Source organism: Kibdelosporangium phytohabitans (assembly GCF_001302585.1).
Lineage (GTDB): Bacteria > Actinomycetota > Actinomycetes > Mycobacteriales > Pseudonocardiaceae > Kibdelosporangium > Kibdelosporangium phytohabitans.
Map to the genome: position 1 here is coordinate 9,652,756 of NZ_CP012752.1, position 21,039 is coordinate 9,673,794.

Below are 21,039 nucleotides of genomic sequence, written 5' to 3' on the forward strand. Positions count from 1 at the left end.
CGCGATGCTATCCCGGCATCCCAGTCGATGGACACCCGTTGACCTTGTGTCCACGGGTTTCCATGCTCGACACATGACGGTCGTAGGAGTACTGGTCGGAAATCCGAAACCGGCATCACGGACGTTGAAGGCAGCGCTCGCGATCCGAGACGCCATCGGCGGCACCCCGGGACCGGTGATCGACCTCGGCGAGTTCGCCTCCGAGCTGTTCGACCACAGCAGCGTGCGGGTGGAACGAGCGGTCGAGGACGTGCGCAACGCCGACGTGCTCGTGGTGGCGTCACCGACGTACAAGGCCACGTATACGGGCCTGCTGAAGGCGTTCCTCGACCGGTTCGGCACGGCCTCGCTGCGCGGCAAGACGGCGGTCCCGCTGCTCGTGGCCGCGAGCGACAAGCACGCGCTGGCCGTGGAGGTGCACCTCAAGCCGGTGCTCGTGGAGATCGGCCTGAGCGTGCCGGGTCCCGGGCTGTTCCTCAACGAGTCCGTGTTCGCCACCGGTCTCGAGGAAGCGGTGGCCGCACTGCTGAAGGACACCCAGTGAGCGTCGGCGACCAGCTCCGGCTCGCGCTGCGGCACCACCCCGCCGCGGTCACCATCATCACCGCGCCTGGCCCGGTCGGGCTCACGGTCAGTTCGTTCGGGTCTGTGTCGATGCACCCGCCGCTGGTCGGGTTCTGGGTCGGCACGAGCGCGTCGGCCTTCGCCGCGCTGACCGAGGCGACGCACTTCGCCGTACACCTGTTGCACGCCGACCACACGGACCTCGCGGACCTGTTCGCCCGCACCAAGGCCGACCGGTTCGGCGGCGGCACCCGATGGGAGTCCGATGTAGACGGCGTGCCGCACCTGCTCGACGCACCGGTCAGGCTGCGCTGCCGGACCGCGCACCGGGTCTCGATCGGTGACCACGTCGGCGTGATCGGCGAACCGCTGGAGATCGAGCACCGCGCGGAAACGCAACCGCTGCTGCGTTTCCAAGGCCGCTACACATCCGTGGCCTAAGGGCGGCACCAAAGGGCGGGCACGCCGCCGATCGCCGCCCATAGCGTCGAAACATGGTGAATCAGCTGGCAGCCGCGGCCCGGTTCGTGCGCGACGGGTTCGACGGCATGCTCACCAGCTACCGCGAGTACGGGCCGGTCGTCCCGATCGGTCCCTACACCTACCTGCTCGGGCCGGACGCGAACAAGTTCGTGTTCGCCAACCCGCAGCTGTTCAGCTGGAGCAAGGCTTTCAGCTTCCTCAAGCCTGTTGTCGGCGACACGTCGATGATCGTCAGCGACGGCGCCGAGCACAAGCGGCGCCGTGGCCTCGTGCAGCCCGCGTTCCACCACCGTCACGTCAACGGCTACCTGGCGGCGTTGGCGCGGGACGCGGACGCGTTGATCGACAGCTGGGCCGACGGGCAACGGGTCGACCTCGGCGTGGAGTTCCGGCGCGTGCTGCGGCGGATGAGCGTGCGGTCGCTGTTCGGCGACCGGATCGGCGAGCAGGCCGACCGCTTCGGCGACCAGCTCGCGGCGATGATCGACCTGGTCGAGCAGCAGCCGTTGTTCGTCGACGCGCACCGGGCGCTGGGCACGCGGGCGTGGCGCCGCGCGCTGAGCGGCAAACAGGAGACCGACCGGCAGATCATGGCCGAGATCGCCCGGGTGCGCGCCGGTGGCTCGGACGACGGCGTGCTGGCGAGGATGACGAACGCACGCGACGAGAGCGGTGCCGTGCTGTCCGACGCCGAGATCCGTGACCAGGCCGTCGGGTTGATCGCGGCCGGCTTCTCGGCCGTCAGCAGCGCGATGACGTGGACAGTGCGCACACTGGCGGACAATCCAGGCGAATGGGACCTGGCCCGCCAGGAGGTCAAGCGGGTCCTCGGCGACCGGCCACCCGGCGGCGACGACCTGACCAAGCTGGTCCGCGTGCACGGCATCGTGCAGGAGACGCTGCGGCTGTGGCCGCCCACGGCGATCAGCATCCGCGTCCCGACCCGGGACTTCACCTACGAGGGCAGGCGGATCCGTGCCGGGCGGCGGGTGTTCTACAGCCCGTACGTCACCCACCGGCTGGCCGAGATCTGGCCGGAGCCCGAACGGTTCATGCCCGAACGCTGGGACCCGGCGCACCCCGCGTACCGCAAACACGGGCCGCACGAGTTCCTGCCGTTCGGCGGCGGACCACACCGCTGCGTCGGGTCCACACTGGCCGTCAGCGAGCTCGCGGTGCTGCTGACGAGGCTGCTCACCCGGGTGACGTTCCAGCTCGACCGCGGCGGCCCGGCCGTGGCCACCAAGGGCGTTCCCATCAGGCCCAAAGGAGGATTGACTGGCCGAGTCTGTCGTTTGCGCACCTCGACGCACCCGGCATCGCCCCGGCCAGGCACTTGATCGAGCCGTGGCGGAGATGCCGTCCGCGTGGGGCCGGGTGGGGTGCCTGGCTCCGGCGGCCGGCTCCGCCGGGCGGAGCGCGGAAATCAGGCACAGTGACCAGGCACACTGTGCCGATCCCGTAAGCGGATTTCGTTCAGGGGTGGGGCGGGACCTATGCTTGCCCGCTGTGATCGACGCCCTCCCGCAGGCGCCGGAACGCATCAGAGCGTTCCTGGACGACCGCAGGCCACCGACCCCGTGTCTCGTGATCGACCTCGACACGGTGCGGGAAAGCCATACCAGGCTGCGGGAAGCACTCCCGGAAGCGAGGATGTACTACGCGGTCAAGGCCAACCCCGCGCCGGAGGTCGTCAGACTGCTCGCCGAGCAGGGCTGCGGCTTCGACGTGGCCGGCCGCGAGGAGATCGAACTGTGCCTCGGCCAGGGAGCCAGTGCCGATTCGATCTCGTACGGCAACCCGATCAAGAAAGCCAGGGACATCGCGTACGCCCACCGGGTCGGCGTCCGCCGCTTCACCTTCGACAGCGAGCCGGACCTGGAGACCATCGCGACCTTCGCGCCAGGCGCCACCGTGTCCTGCCGGATCCTGGTGGACAGCACCGGATCGCAGACGCCTTTCGGGCACAAGTTCGGGTGCGCCCCCGAGATGGCCGCCCGGCTGCTCGTGCGGGCCGCGGAGCTGGGTCTCGACCCCGAGGGCGTGGCGTTCCACGTCGGCTCGCAGCACCTGGACCCGGCCGCGTGGGAGCCGTGGATCGCCGCGGCCGGGGCGGTCACCCGCACTGTCACGGCGGCAGGCATCCGGCTGCGCGGCCTGAACATCGGCGGTGGCTTCCCCGGCCGCTACCTGGTCGACCCGCCGCCGCTGACCGACTACGCCGACACGGTCCGCGCCGCCGTCGCCCGGCACTTCGACCACGAGGTCGACCTGGCGATCGAGCCGGGCCGGGTACTGGTCGCCGAGGCCGGGATGATCCGCAGCGAGGTCGTGCTGGTGTCGCGCAAGTCCGACACCGACGCCAAGCGCTGGGTCTACCTGGACATCGGGCGCTACGGCGGGATGGCCGAGACCGAGAACGAGGCGATCGCGTACCGCCTGCAGACCGCGCAGGACCACGAGCCGACCGGGCCGGTGGTCATCGCCGGGCCGTCGTGCGACGGCGATGACGTGCTCTACCAACGGACCTCCTACGAGCTGCCGCTGTCGTTGCGCGCCGGTGACCACGTGGACATCATGAGCACGGGCGCGTACACCCAGAGCTACTCCTCGGTGGCGTTCAACGGGTTCCCGCCGCTGCGGACATACTTCGTAGGCGGCGCGCCTGCTTCCCAGGAGACGGTGGACAGCGAGGTCGGCGAGTTCGCCGGGCGGCACGTGCTGGCGGAGTTCGAAGGCGTGTCGGCCGAGTTGCTCGACGACGCCACGTTCCTGCGTGAGAGCCTGGAACGGGCGCTGGAGAAGGCGGGCGCGACCGTGTGCGACATGACGTACAAGCAGTTCGAGCCGCAGGGCGTGACCCTGCTGGCGCTGCTGTCGGAGTCGCACGCGTCCATCCACACGTATCCCGAACGGGGTGCGGTGTTCATCGACGTGTTCACCTGCGGCCAGGTCGCCGACCCGGAGCTCGCGGTGAACTTGTTGCGCGACATGCTCGACGCGAGCGTGTCGCGGATCAGTGTCGTCCACAGAGGACAGGAGAACCGGTGAGGATCGATGAGCCGGTCGGTGCCGGTCTGACTCGCGTGTGGCAGGTCGACGACGTCATCGTCGACACGCGCACGCAGTTCCAGCACCTGGTGATCGGCAAGACCGCGCAGGGCGTTTCGTTGTTCTGCGACAACGAACGGCAGAGCACGGACTTCAGCCAGCTCGTGTACCACGAGGCGCTGATGGTGCCCGCGTTCCTGCTCGCCGCGCAGGTCGACCGGGTGCTGATCGTAGGCTCCAGCGAGGGCGTGGCCAGCCAGATGGCGGTGGCCGCGGGCGCATCGGTGGTCGACCACGTCGACATCGACACCGAGGCCGTCAAGCTGTGCGCCCAGCACCTGCCATACGGCTACACGACGGAGGAACTGGCCGCTGCCGAGCAGGGCAACGGCCCGGTACGCGTGATGTACGCCGACGGTTACGAATACATCCGTACGACCGACGAGCGCTACGACATCGTGGTCGTCGACCTGCCTGACGAGCAGGACGACGTCGACGCCCAGCAGAACCGGCTGTACGGCGCCGAGTTCCTGCTGATGTGCAAGCGCCTGCTGACCGACGGCGGCGTGGTCGCCTACCAGGGCGGCTGCCCGACGCTGTGGCGCAACTCGACGCTGGTCAAGTGCTGGCGGCGGTTCGAAGAGGTCTTCGAGTCCCCGGTCTACTTCGGCTCCGACGAGCACGAGTGGGCCTTCTTCTTCGGCACGGACGTGGCCGCGCCGGTCGAGAAGATGATCTCCGCGCTGCCTTCGGCGGGCTACCGCCCGGAGACCATCGACGAGCTGACGCTGCGCGGCTCGACCGTGCCGCCGATCAGCCTGCGTTGACGCTGAGCTCCCTGGTGACCCGTCGTTCGGCGACGAACGACACGAAGGGCACCATGCCGGCGAGCAGGATCAACCCGGTCTTGACGATCGGCCATCGGGCCTTGAGCCCGAGGTCGACCGTCAGGACCAGGTAGATGACGTAGAGGAAGCCGTGCACGGGGCCGACGATGGCGCTGTACTGCGGCTCGTCGAAGGCGATCCGCATGATCATGGCGGCGACCAGGGCGAGCAGCCCGACACCGACGATGTAGGCGAGTACCCGGTACCGCGCCAGCGCGCCCTTCAGACCGCGGGCGGCGGCGTCACTGGCCGGGTTTTCCTCGTTGGTGACGATGGGGTCAGGGGCGGTCATGGGGTTCCTTAGCGCTCAACTCGGCCAGATACTTGTTGTACGCGGCGAGCTCGTCGTCGGGCTCCTGCGGCGGCCCGGCGGGCTCCGGCCTGCGCGGTACGGGCACCCGCCGGGGAGGCTCGACGGCAGCAGCGGATCCCGCCCCGGCCCGCTCCTGTCCCTCCCGCGCGCGCAACCGCCTGATCCGCCACACCATGAACGCCGGGAACAGCCCGAAAAGGGGCCACTGCAGCACGTAACCGAGGTTCTGCCACGAGCCGCTCGCGGACTCGTACCGGTTCCACTGCCACCACGCCAGCAGGCAGGCACCGGCCAGACTGACCAAGCAGGCCGCCACGACGGCGAGCCTGCGCACGATCACCCGGTTGCCACGCACACTTCGACGCTAACATCCCTACCCTGAGTGACTGCGGTCACAAGCCTGATCGCCGCCGGTGTTCCGCCGCTGGACGCGGCGACGACGGCGATAGGATCACGCCGACTCAACGTTTCGAGAAGGCGGGTTGACGTGGCGGGAAGCCCGACGACCGAGGTCAGGTCCGGGGTGGTCGACCTGGCCTCATTCCAGTTGGACGAACTGCGGTCCGACAAGCACAAGGCACGTGCCGAAGCGGCGGTGAACTGGGCGCTCGCCTACGCCTGCGGCCCGTCCGCGACCGCGGTCCAGGTCCAGGACGAGGCCGGGTGAGCGGTTCGACCAGTGCGGCGCCGGAGAAGACGGGCAGGGCGATCACGACCCATCGGCTTCCCGCGTCCTTCTTGGCCGAGTTCTGTTCCGGGCCCATCTCGGGTGAGTCAATGGGTTTGCTCACGCGCAGTGTGCACAGCCAGCGCAAGGCGATGCTGCTCGCGGTGATGCGCGAACTCCCCGCTCGCGGCCACAGCGCCGACGTCCTCGCCGACGTGGAGCGGTCGTGGGCCGTGCTGTCGGCGGCCGAGCGGGCCCGGCCCGACGTGGTCGACGACGTGCTCATGCACCCGGCCACAGGCGTGTGGCTGGTCCGGACGTTGCGGTCCCTGCTCGGTCCGGACGGCGACGCGGGCAGTGAACTGTGGTATCTGCGGGCGATCGCCGCGGCGGCGGCGATCCGCACGGGCGTCCCGTTCACGATGGTGCTGCCTTTCGTCCGCGGGGTCGTCTGTCTGCCGACTGTCGGCGTGATCTCGCAACCGCCCGGTGCCACGAGCCAGTTCGTCGAGATGCACACGTCCGCCGGTTGCGCGGTGCTGCGGCTGGACAGCGAGACCGGCGCGACCCGGTTCGAGGACAGCGACGATTTCCTTCCGGTCCAACAGCATCGTGTTTCCGCCAGCGGGATCGACCTGGTCGTGGAGATCGACGACACGAACCCCTACCGCGAGTTCGCCGACCCGATACCGCCCCGCCGGATGAGTGCGGCCCAGCGAACTCGGTGGCAGCACCTGCTCGACGACGCATGGGAACTGCTCGTTGACCGCCATCCCGGCTATGCCCGTGAACTGGCCGCGGGCCTGCGGACCATCGCGCCGATCCTGGACGACCGCCGCATGGTGGGGTCGTCGTCGAACGCGGCGTTCGGTGCTGTCGCGCTTTCGTCGAAGGTGTCAGCGACCGCGCTCGCCGAGGCGCTCGTGCACGAGTTGCAGCACTCGAAGCTCAACGCGTTGCTCGAACTCGTCACGCTCCGCGTCGGTGACGCCGGGCAACGCTGGTACGCGCCGTGGCGTGACGACCCCAGGCCGCTTTCCGGCCTCCTGCACGGCCTCTACGCCTTCGCCAGTGTCGTTGAGTTCTGGCGGCTGCAGCGGGACCAGGCCGGCACCGCGGCGTACCGGCGCGAAGCCGACTACGTCTTCGCCCATCGCCGCCACCAGTTGCGGCAGGCCATCAGCGCCATCGAGTCCACACCGGACCTGACTGAGCCCGGATCCCGGCTGGTGGCCGAGGTGTCGCGGCGGGTGGCGAGGTGCGCCGAGGCGAGCGTCCCGGCCGAGGTGACCGAGACCGTCGCCCTGATCGAGCGGGACCACCGGGTCACGTGGCGGCTTCGCCACGTCCGGCCCGACAGCGGTTACGTCGACCGGTTGACGACCGCGTGGCTGCACCAGCGCCCGGCTCCGCCGCCGGTCGCGGCGAGCGACGGCGAAGTCGTGCCGTTCCTCCGGTCCACCACCGCGTCCGCACGGACGTCGTTGCTGAAGACCAAGATCACCGATCCGGACCGATTCCGTGAGCTGCTCGCGCAGCCGAGCCACGGTGTGTCCGAAGGAGACGTCGCCTTCGCGACAGGGGACCTCCGCCAAGCGACGGCGGCGTACGTGGACAAGATCCTGCACGGGCCGACGGACGTGAGCGCCTGGGCGGGGCTGACGGTCTCGATGGCCGCGCGATCCCCGGAGGGCCACGCCTTGCGCACGATGCCGGAGGTCGTGTTCGACCTCTACAACCGGTTGCTCGACATGGACGGGTCGACCGACCCGGTCGGCCTCGCCGGATGGCTGGGAGCCGCACTCCCGGCCTAAAGCTGCATGGTGTCCGTGTCGCAGTTCGCACGTCCCCAAACCTGCGCCGCTCTCGTAGCCGGGTGTTCGGCGCCGAGGACGACACGCAGGCTGCCCACTGTCACGCTGTGCAACGCTTCTGCCTCTTCCTGTCGGTTCAACGACGCCAGGTCGACTGCCAGGTTCAACGCCACGGCAAGTGTGGACGGATGCCGGTGGCCCAGCAGGCGTCGGGAACGGGCAAGGCTGTCGCTGTCGAGCGCGTGTGCCTCCTGCAAGCGGTTCGCCGCAGCCAGGTCGCTGGCCAGGTTCGTGGCCGCGACAAGGCCGAACGGGTGGTCGTTGACGAAGATGTCACGCACCGCGCCGACTGTCCTGGTGTTGAGTTCCCACGCGTCTTCGGTCCGCCCGAGCAGTCTCAACGTGACAGCCAGGTTGATGGCGGCGACCAACGTGTACGGGTGTTCCCGGCCGTATCGTTCGGCGAACAGTTGATGACTCAGCTCGCCGAGACGCAGTGATTCCGGCAAGTTCCGCAACTGCCTGAGGTCGGCGGACAGGCACATCTGCGCCGTGATGGTGTCCTGGTGGCGTGCGCCGTGCCGTCGCCGGTACAGGCGCACGCATTCGCTGGACAGCTCCGCGGCTGCTTCGTACAGCCCGGCTTTCCTGCGCGCCACGGACAGGTTCCGCATGGCACCGATGATGTTCGGGTGCTCGGCGCCGATGACCGCCCGCTGGCGCGCCAGATTGTCCTCCTGGATCTGACACGCCTTGATGTGCTCACCGCACTCACGCATGTCCATCGCCAGCGCGTTCAACGTCAGGAACGTCCTCGGGTGTTCCTCGCCGAGCACCTTCCGCTTGCGGTTCCACGTGTCCTGGTCCAGATCACGGGCGACGAAGAAGTTGCCGTTGAGGCGGTGGCACCCCGCCAGGTTGTTGGCGTACTCCAGGGTCGCGGGGTGCTCCCGGCCTTGCACGTGGCACGACCGGTCGAAGATCGTCTGCTGCATCTGGAGTTCCTCGACGAACAACCCCCGTGGCCGCAGGCTCATCCGCAAAATGTTGGCGGTGCGCAGAAACAACGTGTTGTCCGTCCCGAAGGTCGCCTCCACCTGCCGGAACGTCGAGTTGCTCAACTCGAACGCCTCGTCGTAGCGGCCGGTCCGGTACAGCGCGAGCCCCTGCAGCCGGGCCATCTCCAGCGTGTCGGCGCTCGTCGGCCCGAGAGCTGCCCGCCAGTGCTCGCCCGCCCGATCCGCCAGGTCGAGCGCACCTTGGAAGTCACCGCTGTTGATCAGGTAGCGCACGAGGTGGATCAGCAGCCGCCGTACCCGGTCGTCGTTGCTGCGGCAGTGGATCGCGTCGGAAACGTCCGCGTGCGGCAGCAGTTCGGCGTACCGCCCCCACGTCTGTGACGTCGGGTCGTCGGGGTCCGCGTGCACCAGCAGGACGTGCACGGCGTGCCGCAGCTTCGCTCTTTCGTCCGCGCTCAGCTGGTTCTGGATGACGGTCTGCACCAGGCGGTGCAGGCTCAGCGTCGCGCCGCTTTCGTCGATCTTGGCCAGGCCGTACCCGCTGATCGCCTGGAAGATCCGGTCCAGCTGCACCGGATCGGCCATCGCCTCGGCCAGTTCCGGCGGCACGGGAACGTCGTGCTCCGCTTCGAAGAAGGCCCGTGGGATCGGCGGTTCGGCGGCGAAGAAGGCGCACACCTGCAACAGTTGCAGCGCCGCTGGGAACTCGGTTCGCAGCTGGTGCAAGGGCACGCGCCACGCCGCCGCGACCGATCGCATCACGCCGTACTCGCCGGGTCCGTCGTCCGGCAGTTCGGCCAGGTGTCCTTTCAGCAACTGGAGATACTCGGCCGCGGGCATACCTGTCCGCACGCGCCACACCGCGGCCTGTTCCACGGCCAACGGCAGGTCGCCCAGTGCGTCGGCCAGCCGGTCGGCGTCGGCCTCGCTGATGTCACCGCCGATCCGGCGCAGCATCTGGATGCTTTCCTCGCGGGTGAACAGGTCCACTTCGACGACGTTGGCCACGCGTGCCCAGTGCATGTCCCGTGAGGTGACGATGATGTGGCCCGCACTCGCGGGGAAGAACGGCCGCACGCTCTCCGGGCTGCCCGCGTTGTCGAACACGAGCAGCCAGCGGTCGAACGGCTCGCCCGTCCGCAGACTGTCGAGGACTTCCGTGATGGCGACCTCCGCCGAACTCGCCGGCAGTCCCAGTCGTTTGGCCAGCTCGACGAAACTGGCCGTGATCTGGGACATCTGCTCGGCGGGGATCCACCAGATCACGTTGTACTCGTCGGCGTGCCGGTAGATGTACTCGACCACCGTCTGCGACTTGCCCACACCGCCCATGCCCTGCAGCGCTTCCGGGAGCACCGCCGTCACACCAGGTGCCGTCAGCTTCTCCGCCAGCACCTCCAGCAGACTGTCCCGTCCAACGAAGTCGTTGTTGCGCAACGGGATTGCCCCCCAGACCTGGGGTCGGTGGTCGCTGTCCGGTACAGGCGCGCCGGTCGGCGGTTCGAATCCCCGCGCGGCCGGGGCGTCCTCGTGGACGCGTTCGCCACGCGCGTGCGCCCACAGCCGTGCGCCTCTGAGCTCTCGCCGCAGACTCACAGCCCGAGGTGCGTACCTTCCTGACAGGGCACGGAAAACCGCCTCCTGGACACGCAGGTACGGCATGGTCTCCGGGGAGACCTTCGGCCTCGCCGTACCGTCCGGATCGTCGACCGCGTCACGGAAGTTGCGCAGCATGGCCACACTCGAGCCGAGGTAGTCACCGAGGACCCTGGCCACCCGGACGGTGTCCGCGCGGCGCACGCCGGAAAGCAGCTCTTCGCGTACCCCGTCGTGGAACTCGAACACCACGGCCGTCGGATCGTGCGCCGAACGTGCCGCCTTCACCTTGCGCAGCACGCCGCCGAGCACCACCTCGGCCAGCACGGAGACATCGGTGTCCGGCAGGAGCTCCCGTTGCACGAACCGCATCATCGCCAGGTTCAGCGGCGCTGCCGCCAGCAGACCCGCGAGCTGGAACGCCGGTGGTGAGGCGTACGTGCGGAACCGCATCACCCGGTCGTAGGCGGACAACGCCGTGCGCGGCTCAGCCTGGTCGGCGATCGGTTTGCTGTCACGGGGGTTCAGCATGACCGCGGTCGTCTCCACCGGTGCGGCACCAGCCGCCGCGACCAGGTTCGCCCAGCCGGACAGCCATTCCGGTGTCAGCGCGAGCACCGGGACCGGGATCGAGTCGCCGGCCGGGTCGTCCTCGAAGATGTCGTGCTCGATGCGCCGCACCCGCAGTTCCCTGTTGGTCACGCCGAGCGCACCCGCCGAGAGCGACACGCGGCGCGGCGACAGGCCGCTCCAGCTCCACAGCCGGGACGGCAGGACGTTGATGATCGCCAACGGCATCCGGCTCGCCCACCGCGCGAGCACCCGCGCGGCCGTACCGTCGTGCCAGGCGCTGCCGATCGCGTCGGTCAGGACGATCACCAGGCGCCGCCCGGTCGGGTCGACCAGGTGCCGGGTGCTCTGCACGGCACCCGCCGGTCCTTCGACGCGGAGCAGCAGCTCCCGCGCCGAGCAGTCGACCAGGAGCTTGCGGACGTTGCGGAAAGCGCCCTGCTGAAGCATGAGTTCCCTGAACTCGTCCACGGTTTCCCGCCAGACGTCCATCGACGCCGAGGTGTCCACGACGAGCACGAGCTCGAACCGCCGCCACGGAGCGGGATCGAGGACCGGCAGCCACATCCCGTCCTGCGCCGCCCTGACGGCCGTCGCCTCTTCGTTGAGCTGGTGCTTCCACGGCGACGGCGACCGTTTCATCAAGGGCCGCAGTGCTTTCGCGAGCAGCGCCGCCTGTTGCAGCTCCCGGCCCGATGATCCGACGCGTGCCACGGACGCGGTGGACGCGCCGTCGCCGGACCGCGCGAACCGCGTCGACCACGACATGCCGAGATCCGCCTCCGGCCGGGACCGTTGCGGTTGCGGCAGGTCCGCGGGCAGTGGGCCGGTTCTGTCCACTGCGGGCGGTTCGAGCCGCGCCGCCGCCTGGCCGGGCGGCTCGCCGTCCACGTGCTCGCTGATGATCGTGGCGAGCCAGAGCGCGTCCTTGATCTCGACCGCGGTCAGATCACTCGTGCGCAGCCGCGACTTGCCCGCTGGTTCGTTGGCTGTGCTCATCCGGGCTCCGCCGTCGACAGGGGGTGCCAGATCGCCCGCATCAGCTCGTTCCACTCCTCGTCCGGCTGGTACGCCCCGGATGTGGCCAGTTCGCTCGCCAGGTGCACGGCGTTGAGCAGCTGGTCGGCGGCCAGCCCGCCGACGGCTTCGCTGCGTTCGAGGAACTCGCTGATCAGCCGGGCCACGTCGACTCGTTCCGCGGCGCCGCCGAACTGGGCGGCCACCATCGCGGCGAGCTGTTCGGAACCGGGTGGACTGAGGTGTAACTGCAGACATCGGCGCAGGAAGGCAGGCGGGAACTCCCGTTCACCGTTGCTCGTGATGATGACGACCGGGAAGGCACGGCACTGCACCCAGCCGTCGCCGATCACCGCGCTGCCCCGCTTGTCGTGCGTGAACACGGTGACTTCCGGCTGCTGCTTGGCGATCCGGACCAGTTCGGGGATCTCGTACTCGCCGTCCTCGAACACGCTCAGCAGGTCGTTCGGAAGATCGATGTCGCCTTTGTCCAGTTCGTCCACCAGGAGCACGCGCGGGACCTCGTACGGCAGCAACGCCGTTCCCAACGCGCCGAGGTGCACGAAGTCACCGATGTCGGGCTCATGGCCGCGACGCGATCCCGCGGCCTGGACACGACCGATCGCGTCGTAGTTGTACAGGCCTTCGATCAGCGTCGTCCGGCTCGTGATCCCCCACCGCAGGACCGGTCCCAGGCCGAGTTCCGTCGCGATCAGGTACGCCAGACTGGACTTGCCCGTGCCCGGTCTGCCCGTCACCAGCAGGGGTCTGCGCAGGTAGAGCGCGGCGTTCACCATCGCGATCTCGTGTGGCGTGGACAGATGCCTGCGGCCTGCCGCGGTGCCGATCCTGCGCGCGGTCTCGCCGCTGTCACCGTTCGGCCTCGTCGCGAAGCCGTCGCCGGTGAACCTGCGCCACGGCGGTGGCTGCGGCAGCGCCGTGATGGGAGACGGAGCCACTTGTCCCGTTCCGCGGTAAATGCGCCAGTCCACCGTCAATCCACCTCCTCGGGTGGTCCCGGACGGTCCGGGACCACGACCCGCTCGGGGTCGTCCCACAGCACAGCCAGATGGCTGCCTACGTGCGGCTGCCGCGCGTCGTTGGCGAAGGCATCGGCCCGGACCAGCCGGACCCGGTCGAGCAGCCTGCCGGGCGCCTCGGCGTGCAGCAGGTCCTTCGCGGTCGCGACGAACTCCTCGATGCCGCAGTCCTCCCGGTGCCACACCATCACCGGGATGCCTGCCCGCAGACCGACGGCGACCTCGTCGAACGACGCCGGTGTCGCCGCCGGCGGAGCGGCGAGCACGTGCGCGACGACCACGGGCTCGCGCTCGAAATACGAGGTCAATTGACGCAGGTTCGGCTGGTCGCCGGGTTTGCTCCAAAACCCGGCTTCCGGCGTGAGCACGTTTTTGTCCCGCACCTGGTTCATCAGCCGCTTCCACCGGATGTACCACTGCCGGTGCCATTTGCGGGCGACCATCCGTTCCAGGCTGCGGACGCATACCGGGAAATGACAGCCCATGGGTTCGGGAAAATCGGACTCGGCCTCCCACTGCCACTGGTCGACATCCAGGTTGAGCAACTCCCTCGGCAGGAAGAACTCGACCCTGATATCCACCTCGTACGGCGCCCAGTCGCTTTCGGCCGCCTCGACGAGCGACGCGACCCGGTGTTTGATCTCGTCGAGTTTGCCGACGAAGTCCGACCCCCGTTTCGGATACCACCCGATGGACAGATCGCGTTGCCGCCAATGGCAAAGCCGGTACAGTTCGGTCGACGGACCCTCGTACTGCAGCTGGAAGACGAGGTAGGCGTTCGCACCGGACTCGGCGGACGCACCGGAAGACGTACTCACGATCGTTTTCCGGACAGCGCGCAACTCGACGGCGACTCCCATTCTCGCCGCCTGCTCGTCCCCCCATCGCCGCAGCTCCGCGGCCAGGTCCGAGCGAACTCGAACAGCGAGGTGCTCGACGAAAATCAACGGCTTCGGCACACCGTCGGGACCGGCGTTGAGTGTTTCCAGCGCGAGGAAAACCTCGGAATACGTCGTCTGCGCCCGCAGTTGCGGTGCGTTCGCGCCGGCGACGGTCTGGTAGATGCGGGCGATGTCGGGCACCACGACTCCGGCCAGCACCGCGAAAAGCCGGCGCCGTTCACCCGGTGACCACGTGTCCAGCGCGGACATCTCGGTGATGATCCGGCGCACCTCGGCCATCGCCTTCGTGCCCGGCTCGATCTGCTCGAGGACGAACAACAGCGCCGGCAACCCGTCCGGCCGGTGGTGGCAAGTTTCGACGATGCTGAACAAATGTGCGGCGCACTGCGGGTGTTCTTCCGGAAGCAACGGATGATCGAGCTCGTCGGACACGATTCTGACGACGAGGTTGCGGCCGTTCAAATCGGCGAGACACCCGACCCGCAGGAGGGCGCGCACCAACGGCCAAAGAGGGCCGCGTGCCGGTATGACGTCACCGCCCTCCGCCACATCGCCCCCTGAGGAGTCGCCGCTGTCACGGTTATGCGGACAATAGTGTGGCAGCCATCCCGGGATAGCGGTAGCAGGCAAATGAATTGATCAAGCGACCCGCCGCGCGACTCAAGATCACCGCCCGGCAAGGCCGTTCGGTTCCTGAGGAACTAGCCACTCGGCCCTGCCGCGCAAGCCGGACGTACGGCACGATGGAGGCTGCGGGTTCGATGCTGGCGACAGTCCGGGGAGGTCCGTCCATGACAACGATCTCGACAGCCGATCTCACGTCAGAGCTGCTCGATCTGAGTGCTGTGCCATTCCGCGAGCTACGCGACAGGACAACTCCCGAACTGGCGCACGCCGTTCACCGCGCTGTCGCGTTCTCGACCGCGAACAAGAACGAGATCCAAGTCCAAGACGAGAAGTGACTTCTCGGTACCGGGTTGGGACTGTGCACCCCCTGCGATTGTCGACCGACCGGCTGACAACACACCAGTTATCCCGCCGGGCGTTCGACGAGTTGTGTTCCGGTGGCGTCGGCGCCGAATTCGTCGGGGCCGTGGAGACTTCGCAGTACAGCAACAGAAAGCTGCTGTTGCGCGGAGTGGCCGACTTCTGCGCGGAGCACCCGGCCGCGGTCGGCCCGCTCACCGACACGGATTCGGTCTGGGATGTCCTCGCGACCGCTGAGGACAGAGATCCCGCCGTGGTACGCGGAATTCTGACGCACCCGACCGTCGGGGTGTGGCTCACCAGGATCCTGCGAAGGCTGTACGCGCAGGTGACCGATTCCATCCCGGTCTGGTCGGAACTCGGCTATCTGCACTCCCTCGTCGCCGTGATGGCGATTCGGACCGGAGTGCACTGCCGCGTCAAGGTACCCGTGGTGCACGGGGTGGTCACGCTTCCCACTGTCGGTCACATCGAGCTTCCGACGGTTTTCCCCACCGGTTTCGTCGAGCTGATCAACTGCGCGAGCGGAACGGCTGTCACTCTGGGGCACACCGGGCAGATCACACTCGATTCGCCGCACTTCTTCCCGGTGCGGCGGTACACAACGCATTCACGCGGTGTGCGGTTCTCGGTGGAGATCAACGACAACGACCCGTACCGCGAACTCTCCGAGCCCATCCCACCTCGGCGACTGGATCGAGCCGATGCCGCGGAGTGGGAGAAACTGCTCGGCGAAGCGTTCGACCTGTTGACGCTGTGGCACCCGGACTACGCGCGGGAGCTTTCCGCGGGACTGCGAATGGTGACACCCCTGCCCGCGGGGACGTCCATCCGGGGCGCTTCGTCCTCAGTGGCGATCGGCTGCGTCGCCGTGTCCCGCAAAACGTCCGCGACGCTGGTCGCCGAGACACTGGTGCACGAGTTCCAGCATTCCAAGTTGAACGGCCTGCTTGGACTGTTCGATCTGGGACACAGGGACGACATGTACGCGCCGTGGCGCGACGACCCGCGCCCGTTGAGCGGACTGCTGCACGGCGTTCTGGCCTTCCTGAGCGTCGCCGAGTTCTGGCAGGTCCAACGCGACCTGCTCCCGCAACAGCAGGCGGGCCAGGCGCATTTCACTTTCGCACTGCGCCGCTGCCAGGTCGGGGAAGCGATCACCTCACTGGTCGGCGAACCCGCGCTGACCCGCCTGGGACGCAGGCTGCTCGAGTCGATCCGCGCTCGCTTCGCACTCGTCGAACGGCAACCCGTGGCGTCCGACGTCATGGACGCGGTCACGAAGATCACCGACGACCACCGCGCGACATGGCGCAAGCGTCACGTACGACCTGACCCCGACGACATCGCGCGGCTGACAAACGCCTGGCTCGCAGGCGTTCCCTTGCCGGTGATGCCCGCCAGCCGCGTCGTCCCCGACGCCCGGCCGTCCGAACGGCCCAGCCGCGCGGCTCTTGTGGAGTTGCGGCTGACCGCACCGGAGACGTTCGCCGAAGTGGTGGCGCACTCGACGTTGGCGGCAGGAGACGCCGCCTACCTGGCGGACGACTACGCCGCGGCCACGACGATGTACCTGGCGCGGTTGCGCAACGCTCCCGAGGACACAGCGAGCTGGGTCGGCCTTGGCCTGTCGCTCAAAGCACGCGGGATCACCGCGTCGGACGCTGTCCTGCGGGCGCCGGAAGTGGTCGCCGCCGTGCACAACAGGATCCTGGCCACGGTCGGCACGGCGCCGGACCCGGTCGAACTCGCCACCTGGGTCGGTGCCGGGATGATGCCGGACACCGACCACACAGGACACTAAAGCTGCATCGTGTCGGTGTCGCAGTTCGCCCTGATCGACTGCTCGGCACCCAGGGTCGCTGGGTGGTCCGGACCGAGCGTGTTGCGGAAGTGCGTCACGGTGTTGCTGTGCAGTTCCGCTGCTTCAGCCTTGTTGCCCAGTGTTTCCAGGTCGATGGAAAGGTTCAGGGCGACAGCGAGGGTCGACGGGTGCTTCTCGCCGAGCACACGGACCGAACGCTGGTGGGTGTCCACGTCCAACGCGTGCGCGGCGGCCGTGTCGCTCATCGCGGCGAGGTCGCTCGCCAGGTTCGTCGCGCACACCAAAGCGAACGGGTGGTCGTCACCGAACACCTGGTGCAGGACGTCCAGGGTTCGCTGGTTCATCTCCTTGGCTTCGTTCGCCCGCTTCAACAGGCGGAGGGTGACCGCCAGGTTGATCGCGGCCACCAGCGTGTACGGATGCCGGTCGCCGTGGGTCTCCACGAAGAGCTGGTAGCTGTGCTCCGCCAGGTTCTTCGACTGCGGCAGGTCGCCGAGCACGCGCAGGTCGGCCGACAGTCCCATCTCGGCGGTGATGGTGTCGAGGTGGGTGTCTCCGTGCCGCAGGCGGTAGAGGCGCACGCATTCCTCGGACATCTCGCGCGCTTCCTTGTGCAGACCGGCTTTCCGGCGGGCGACAGCGAGGTTGCGCATCGCGCCGATGGTCGACGGGTGGTCTTCGCCGATGACGACCCGCGAACGCGCCAGCTGCTCCTCCTGCACCCGGCACGCCTCGATGTACTCACCACATTCGCGCATGTCCATCGCGTACGCGTTGAGCGTCAGGAATGTCGACGAGTGCTCTTCGCCGAGCACGATCTTCTTGCGTTCCCCGGTGTCGTAGTCGACTTCTTTGGCACGGAAGAACTGGCCGTTGAGCCGGAGGCTGCCGGCCAGGTTGTTGGCGTACCGGAGCGTGGCGGGGTCGTCGTCGCCGAGCACGTGCTTCGACTTCTCGACGATGTTCTCCTGCATCTCGAGCTCCTGGACGAACCGTCCCTGGGCCCGCAGACCACTCCGGAGCGCGTCGGCGACCGTCAGGTACAGCTCGCTGTCCTCGCCGTAGGTCTCCCGGACGCGTTTGTACGTCTCCTCGATCAGCCTGAACGCTTCGTCGTACTCACCCATGGTGCGGAGCGCGACACTGCGCTGGGCGGCCATCTGCAGCGTGTCTTCGTGGTTCTCACCGAAGGCCAGTTTCCACTGGTCCATCGCCTCACGCGCGTACGAGAAAGCGACGCGGTAGTCACCGATGCTGATCAGGTAGCGGACCAGGTTGATGATCAGCCTGCGGACCCACGCGTCCGACTGGCACTCGACGGCCTTCGACATCGTCGCGTGCGGCAGCAGATCCGCGTAGCGGCGCCAGGCGTCGGTCGACACCGGGTCGTCCGGGTCGCCGTTGACGAGCAGTACGTGCACGGCGTGCCGCATGTCGCCTTGTTCCTTGTCCGACAGCTGGTTCTTCAGCACTGTCTGGACCAACCGGTGCAACTGGATGGTGTTGTTGCGGTGGTCGATCTTGGCGAGGCTGTAGCGGCTGATCTCGCGGATCGCGCGGTTGAGCTTGATCGGGTCGCGCAGCGCGTTGGCCAGTTCCGGCGGGACCGGGACCGAGCGCCCGCCGGTGAACAGGCTCCGCGCGATCGGCTCCGGACCGAAGAACGCGCAAACCTGGAGCAGTTGCAGCGCCGCGGGATGCGAGGTGCGCAGCCGGTGCAGCGGCACGTTCCACGCCGCGGCGACCGAGCGCTGGTAGCCGAGGGCACCGTACTCGGCGGCGCGCTCGTCGCCGAGTAGGTCGGTGAGGTGGCGGTCGAGGAGCGTCAGGTACTCGTCGACGGGCATGCCGGTCTGGCCGCGCCACGCCGCCGCCTGCTCGACGGCCAGTGGCAGGTCGCCCAGCGCCTCGGCCAGGCGGTCCGCGTCCTCGTCGGTGATCTCGCCACCGCGCATCCGCAGCAGGTCGACGCTTTCCTTGCGGGTGAACAGGTCGACCTCGACGGTGCGGGCGACCCCAGCCCAGTCCGGGTTTCGCGAGGTGACGATCACGTGGCCGGAGCTGGCCGGGACGAACGGGCTGACCACGTCCGGGTGCTCGGCGTTGTCGAAGACCAGCAGCCAGCGCTGGTACGGACTGCCCCGGCGGAGCGCTTCGAGGACCTCGGGCCGCGCTGTCTCGGCCGAACCGGCGGGCAGGCCCAGTTTCTTGGCGAGTTCCACGAAGCTGGCGTTGATCTGCGACAGCTGCTCCGACGGGATCCACCAGATGATGTCGTACTCGGAGCTGTGCCGGTAGATGTACTCGACGACGGTCTGCGACTTGCCGACGCCGCCCATGCCGTGCAGCGCTTCCGGCAGGACCGCTGTGGCCCGGTTGTCCGGCTCCAGCAACCGTTCCTGCAATTTGTCGAGCAGTTCGACCCTGCCCACGAAATCCGGGTTGCGCAGTGGTACGTTTCCCCAAATTTGCGGTCGAATGCCAGGCCCTTTTCGTGGTTCAGTCTTGGGAGTTTCGGAAACGCTCATCTCGCCCTCCACAGAGGCTGTCATCGACTCGATTCTCCCGCTACTGATACGTGCGCCACGAAGGCTTGACCCGGCATTCTCATCACCGCGCGGGTCGAGTGGCGGCTCAACACGCTCATCAGATCCCCCATTGGTGTATCTGTTTAACTCAAAAGTGAGCGATCGCGATCGCTTCGCATACTGCTTTCCGGAGATGGCAGCCAAAATCGCCGACTCGATTTTCAGGTAGGCGATATTCTCATCGGTCACCGCGGGAATCGTTGCGGTAGCCGGAAAGTCGACTGCCTTCCGGAAGTTCTTCAGAACGGGAACAGCCGGGCCGAACGCGTCGCTCACTATCCGGGCGACGCGCACTGTGTCGGCGCGGGTTCCCATCGCGAGGAGCTCCTCGCGGACTCCCTCGTGGAATTCGTAGGCGATCGCGGACGGATCGGTCACCGATTTCAGATCGAGGGATTGTTTCACGATTCCGCCGAGCAGCACTTCGGCCGTCGCCGACATGTCGGAGCCGTCGAGCATCACCTGTTCGACGAGCTGGATGATCGGCAGGTTCAACGGCGCCGCGGCCAGCAGCAGGGCCAGCTGGAAACCCCGCGTCGACGCGTAGGTCTTGAAGCGCAGCACTCGCTCGCGGGGTGAGAGATACGGCTCGGTCGTCCCGATCCGGTAGGTGTCCTCCACCGGCGAGCGGGTGCTGGCGTTGATCACGGTCGTCTCGGTCGACCCGCCCGCGACGAGCGTCGCCCAGCCGGACAACCACTCCGCGGTCAGCGACAGTACGGGGACCGCGACACCGTCGTGCGGCGCGGGATCGACGCGCAACAGGCTGTTGGCCGCGCCCGGTGCCGGTGACGACAGGAGCGCGCGGTGCGGGGAAAGTCCGCCCCAGCTCCACAGGCGTTCACTCAGCACGTTGACGATCGCGGTGGGCATCCGCGTCGCCAGCTCCGCCACCAGGCGTTCGGCCGCACCCGTCCGCCATGCCGCACCAACGGCGTCCGTGATCACCAGAACCACGCGCCGTCCGGTCGGGTCGACCACATCCCGCCACGTCCGCTCGGCGCCGGTGCCCGCCACCATCAAGGTGAGGTCGTCCGAGCGGGAGAAATCCGTTCGGTACGTGCGGATCTGGCGGAACGCCCCGGTGTGGCCGAGCACGCCGGTGAACTCGTCGACCATGGTCTCCCAGATCGCGAGAGTCGGGCTCGAATCGACGACCAGCAGGAGTTCGAACTTCCGCCACGGCGCGGGTTTCCACTCGGGCAGCCAGATCCGCTGCTCAGCCGCGCGGTTGGCGGTCGCCTCCTCGTCCAGCACTGTCCGCCACGGGGAAAGGCCGCGCCTTGTCAGCGGGCGAAGGGCTTGTTCGCTGGCACGTGGGTCGCGCAGAGCCGGGACGACCGGGCGGCGCAGCGGCGCGGAAGCGCGGGACGTGTCCGCCAATGTCCGGTCGAGCACTTCTCGCCGTTGCGGCGCCCATTGCTCGGTGGCTTCCGGTTGTTTGCGTTTCGGCGGCGTGATGTCCGGCTGCTGCGCAGGGTCCGGGGGCGGTTCGGACCGCGCGGGTTGTTCGCTTTCGGGAATTGCGGGGACGTCGTCGCCCGGCGGGGCATCGCGGGGCGGTGGCTGCGGTGTTTCCCGGTGGATGCACCGCGCCAGCCACCAGATGTCCCTGAGTTCCGACCACGTCAGATCGGTCGGCCGCGGTCCCGCCGCCACCTGCCACATCAGACCGGTCTCCCGGTCTGGTGGCTCGTCGGACGGCAGAGCGCTCAC

General features: G+C 68.2%; 15 protein-coding genes and 1 pseudogene. 10 read left to right on the forward strand and 6 right to left on the reverse strand.

Features of this window, described 5'->3' with window-relative positions; translation table 11 throughout:
• The first annotated feature begins 73 nt into the window (after positions 1 to 73).
• The 6 genes and pseudogenes from AOZ06_RS43005 to AOZ06_RS43025 all read left to right on the forward strand — a co-directional run bounded on the left by AOZ06_RS43005 (position 74) and on the right by AOZ06_RS43025 (position 4,925).
• Positions 74 to 544: an NADPH-dependent FMN reductase gene (locus AOZ06_RS43005; protein ID WP_054294622.1), complete on the forward strand. Its 471-nt coding sequence runs from the start codon at positions 74 to 76 to the stop codon at positions 542 to 544.
• Positions 541 to 1,005, forward strand: a complete 465-nt coding sequence (locus AOZ06_RS43010) for a flavin reductase family protein (protein ID WP_054294623.1) — start codon at positions 541 to 543, stop codon at positions 1,003 to 1,005. The genes AOZ06_RS43005 and AOZ06_RS43010 overlap by 4 nt, the downstream gene beginning before the upstream one ends.
• Positions 1,006 to 1,058: 53 nt before the next feature.
• Entirely contained in the window at positions 1,059 to 2,387 is a 1,329-nt protein-coding gene (locus AOZ06_RS43015) for a cytochrome P450 (protein WP_054294624.1), read from the forward strand.
• A 160-nt stretch (positions 2,388 to 2,547) separates the two neighbouring features.
• Positions 2,548 to 3,705, forward strand: a pseudogene (locus AOZ06_RS60885) (type III PLP-dependent enzyme); the annotation flags it as partial.
• A gap of 24 nt (positions 3,706 to 3,729) precedes the next feature.
• Positions 3,730 to 4,098 carry an adenosylmethionine decarboxylase gene (speD, locus tag AOZ06_RS60890; RefSeq protein ID WP_236952502.1) on the forward strand — a complete coding sequence of 123 codons (369 nt, stop codon included), beginning with the start codon at positions 3,730 to 3,732 and terminating at the stop codon, positions 4,096 to 4,098.
• Positions 4,095 to 4,925, forward strand: coding sequence for a spermidine synthase (locus AOZ06_RS43025; protein WP_054294626.1), 831 nt, complete (start codon positions 4,095 to 4,097; stop codon positions 4,923 to 4,925). The genes speD and AOZ06_RS43025 overlap by 4 nt, the downstream gene beginning before the upstream one ends.
• Here the strand turns inward: AOZ06_RS43025 and AOZ06_RS43030 are convergent.
• Together AOZ06_RS43030 and AOZ06_RS43035 are read right to left on the reverse strand one after the other, a co-directional pair.
• Complete coding sequence (locus AOZ06_RS43030) at positions 4,912 to 5,277, reverse strand: DUF3817 domain-containing protein (protein WP_083472312.1); 366 nt, start codon at positions 5,275 to 5,277, stop codon at positions 4,912 to 4,914. The two genes, AOZ06_RS43025 and AOZ06_RS43030, sit on opposite strands and share 14 nt — an antisense overlap.
• On the reverse strand, positions 5,264 to 5,653 hold the full coding sequence (locus AOZ06_RS43035; protein ID WP_054294627.1) for a hypothetical protein: 390 nt from the start codon (positions 5,651 to 5,653) through the stop codon (positions 5,264 to 5,266). Before AOZ06_RS43035 ends, AOZ06_RS43030 begins: the two co-directional genes overlap by 14 nt.
• A gap of 132 nt (positions 5,654 to 5,785) precedes the next feature.
• Between AOZ06_RS43035 and AOZ06_RS43040 the strand changes: the two genes are divergently transcribed.
• Together AOZ06_RS43040 and AOZ06_RS43045 are read left to right on the forward strand one after the other, a co-directional pair.
• Positions 5,786 to 5,965: a hypothetical protein gene (locus AOZ06_RS43040; protein ID WP_054294628.1), complete on the forward strand. Its 180-nt coding sequence runs from the start codon at positions 5,786 to 5,788 to the stop codon at positions 5,963 to 5,965.
• A gap of 110 nt (positions 5,966 to 6,075) precedes the next feature.
• Positions 6,076 to 7,779: an HEXXH motif domain-containing protein gene (locus tag AOZ06_RS43045; protein ID WP_157233558.1), complete on the forward strand. Its 1,704-nt coding sequence runs from the start codon at positions 6,076 to 6,078 to the stop codon at positions 7,777 to 7,779.
• Here the strand turns inward: AOZ06_RS43045 and fxsT (AOZ06_RS43050) are convergent.
• From fxsT (AOZ06_RS43050) to AOZ06_RS43060, 3 genes are read right to left on the reverse strand one after another with little or no spacing between them, the layout of a single operon-like run.
• Positions 7,776 to 11,963, reverse strand: a complete 4,188-nt coding sequence (gene fxsT / locus AOZ06_RS43050; RefSeq protein ID WP_054294630.1) for an FxSxx-COOH system tetratricopeptide repeat protein — start codon at positions 11,961 to 11,963, stop codon at positions 7,776 to 7,778. The genes AOZ06_RS43045 and fxsT (AOZ06_RS43050) overlap by 4 nt on opposite strands.
• Complete coding sequence (locus tag AOZ06_RS43055) at positions 11,960 to 12,940, reverse strand: AAA family ATPase (RefSeq protein WP_236951924.1); 981 nt, start codon at positions 12,938 to 12,940, stop codon at positions 11,960 to 11,962. The genes fxsT (AOZ06_RS43050) and AOZ06_RS43055 overlap by 4 nt, the downstream gene beginning before the upstream one ends.
• 35 nt (positions 12,941 to 12,975) lie before the next feature.
• Entirely contained in the window at positions 12,976 to 14,553 is a 1,578-nt protein-coding gene (locus AOZ06_RS43060; RefSeq protein WP_157233560.1) for a VMAP-C domain-containing protein, read from the reverse strand.
• A gap of 161 nt (positions 14,554 to 14,714) precedes the next feature.
• Between AOZ06_RS43060 and AOZ06_RS58205 the strand changes: the two genes are divergently transcribed.
• Together AOZ06_RS58205 and AOZ06_RS43070 are read left to right on the forward strand one after the other, a co-directional pair.
• Complete coding sequence (locus AOZ06_RS58205; RefSeq protein WP_169799066.1) at positions 14,715 to 14,885, forward strand: hypothetical protein; 171 nt, start codon at positions 14,715 to 14,717, stop codon at positions 14,883 to 14,885.
• A gap of 23 nt (positions 14,886 to 14,908) precedes the next feature.
• A complete protein-coding gene (locus AOZ06_RS43070; RefSeq protein ID WP_054294634.1) occupies positions 14,909 to 16,714 on the forward strand; it encodes an HEXXH motif domain-containing protein in 1,806 nt (601 codons plus the stop codon).
• Here AOZ06_RS43070 and fxsT (AOZ06_RS43075) read toward each other — a convergent pair.
• Positions 16,711 to 21,039 (reverse strand): FxSxx-COOH system tetratricopeptide repeat protein, encoded by a 4,329-nt coding sequence (gene fxsT, locus AOZ06_RS43075; protein WP_054294635.1) that lies wholly within the window; start codon positions 21,037 to 21,039, stop codon positions 16,711 to 16,713. The genes AOZ06_RS43070 and fxsT (AOZ06_RS43075) overlap by 4 nt on opposite strands.

Excerpts from the sequence above, each read along its gene's own strand:
- AOZ06_RS43005 (WP_054294622.1), top strand. The coding sequence starts at position 74 with ATGACGGTCGTAGGAGTACTGGTCGGAAATCCGAAACCGGCATCACGG.
- AOZ06_RS43015 (WP_054294624.1), top strand. The coding sequence starts at position 1,059 with ATGGTGAATCAGCTGGCAGCCGCGGCCCGGTTCGTGCGCGACGGGTTC.
- AOZ06_RS43045 (WP_157233558.1), top strand. The coding sequence starts at position 6,076 with ATGGGTTTGCTCACGCGCAGTGTGCACAGCCAGCGCAAGGCGATGCTG.
- fxsT (WP_054294630.1), bottom strand. The coding sequence starts at position 11,963 with ATGAGCACAGCCAACGAACCAGCGGGCAAGTCGCGGCTGCGCACGAGT.
- AOZ06_RS58205 (WP_169799066.1), top strand. The coding sequence starts at position 14,715 with ATGACAACGATCTCGACAGCCGATCTCACGTCAGAGCTGCTCGATCTG.
- AOZ06_RS43030 (WP_083472312.1), bottom strand. The coding sequence starts at position 5,277 with ATGACCGCCCCTGACCCCATCGTCACCAACGAGGAAAACCCGGCCAGT.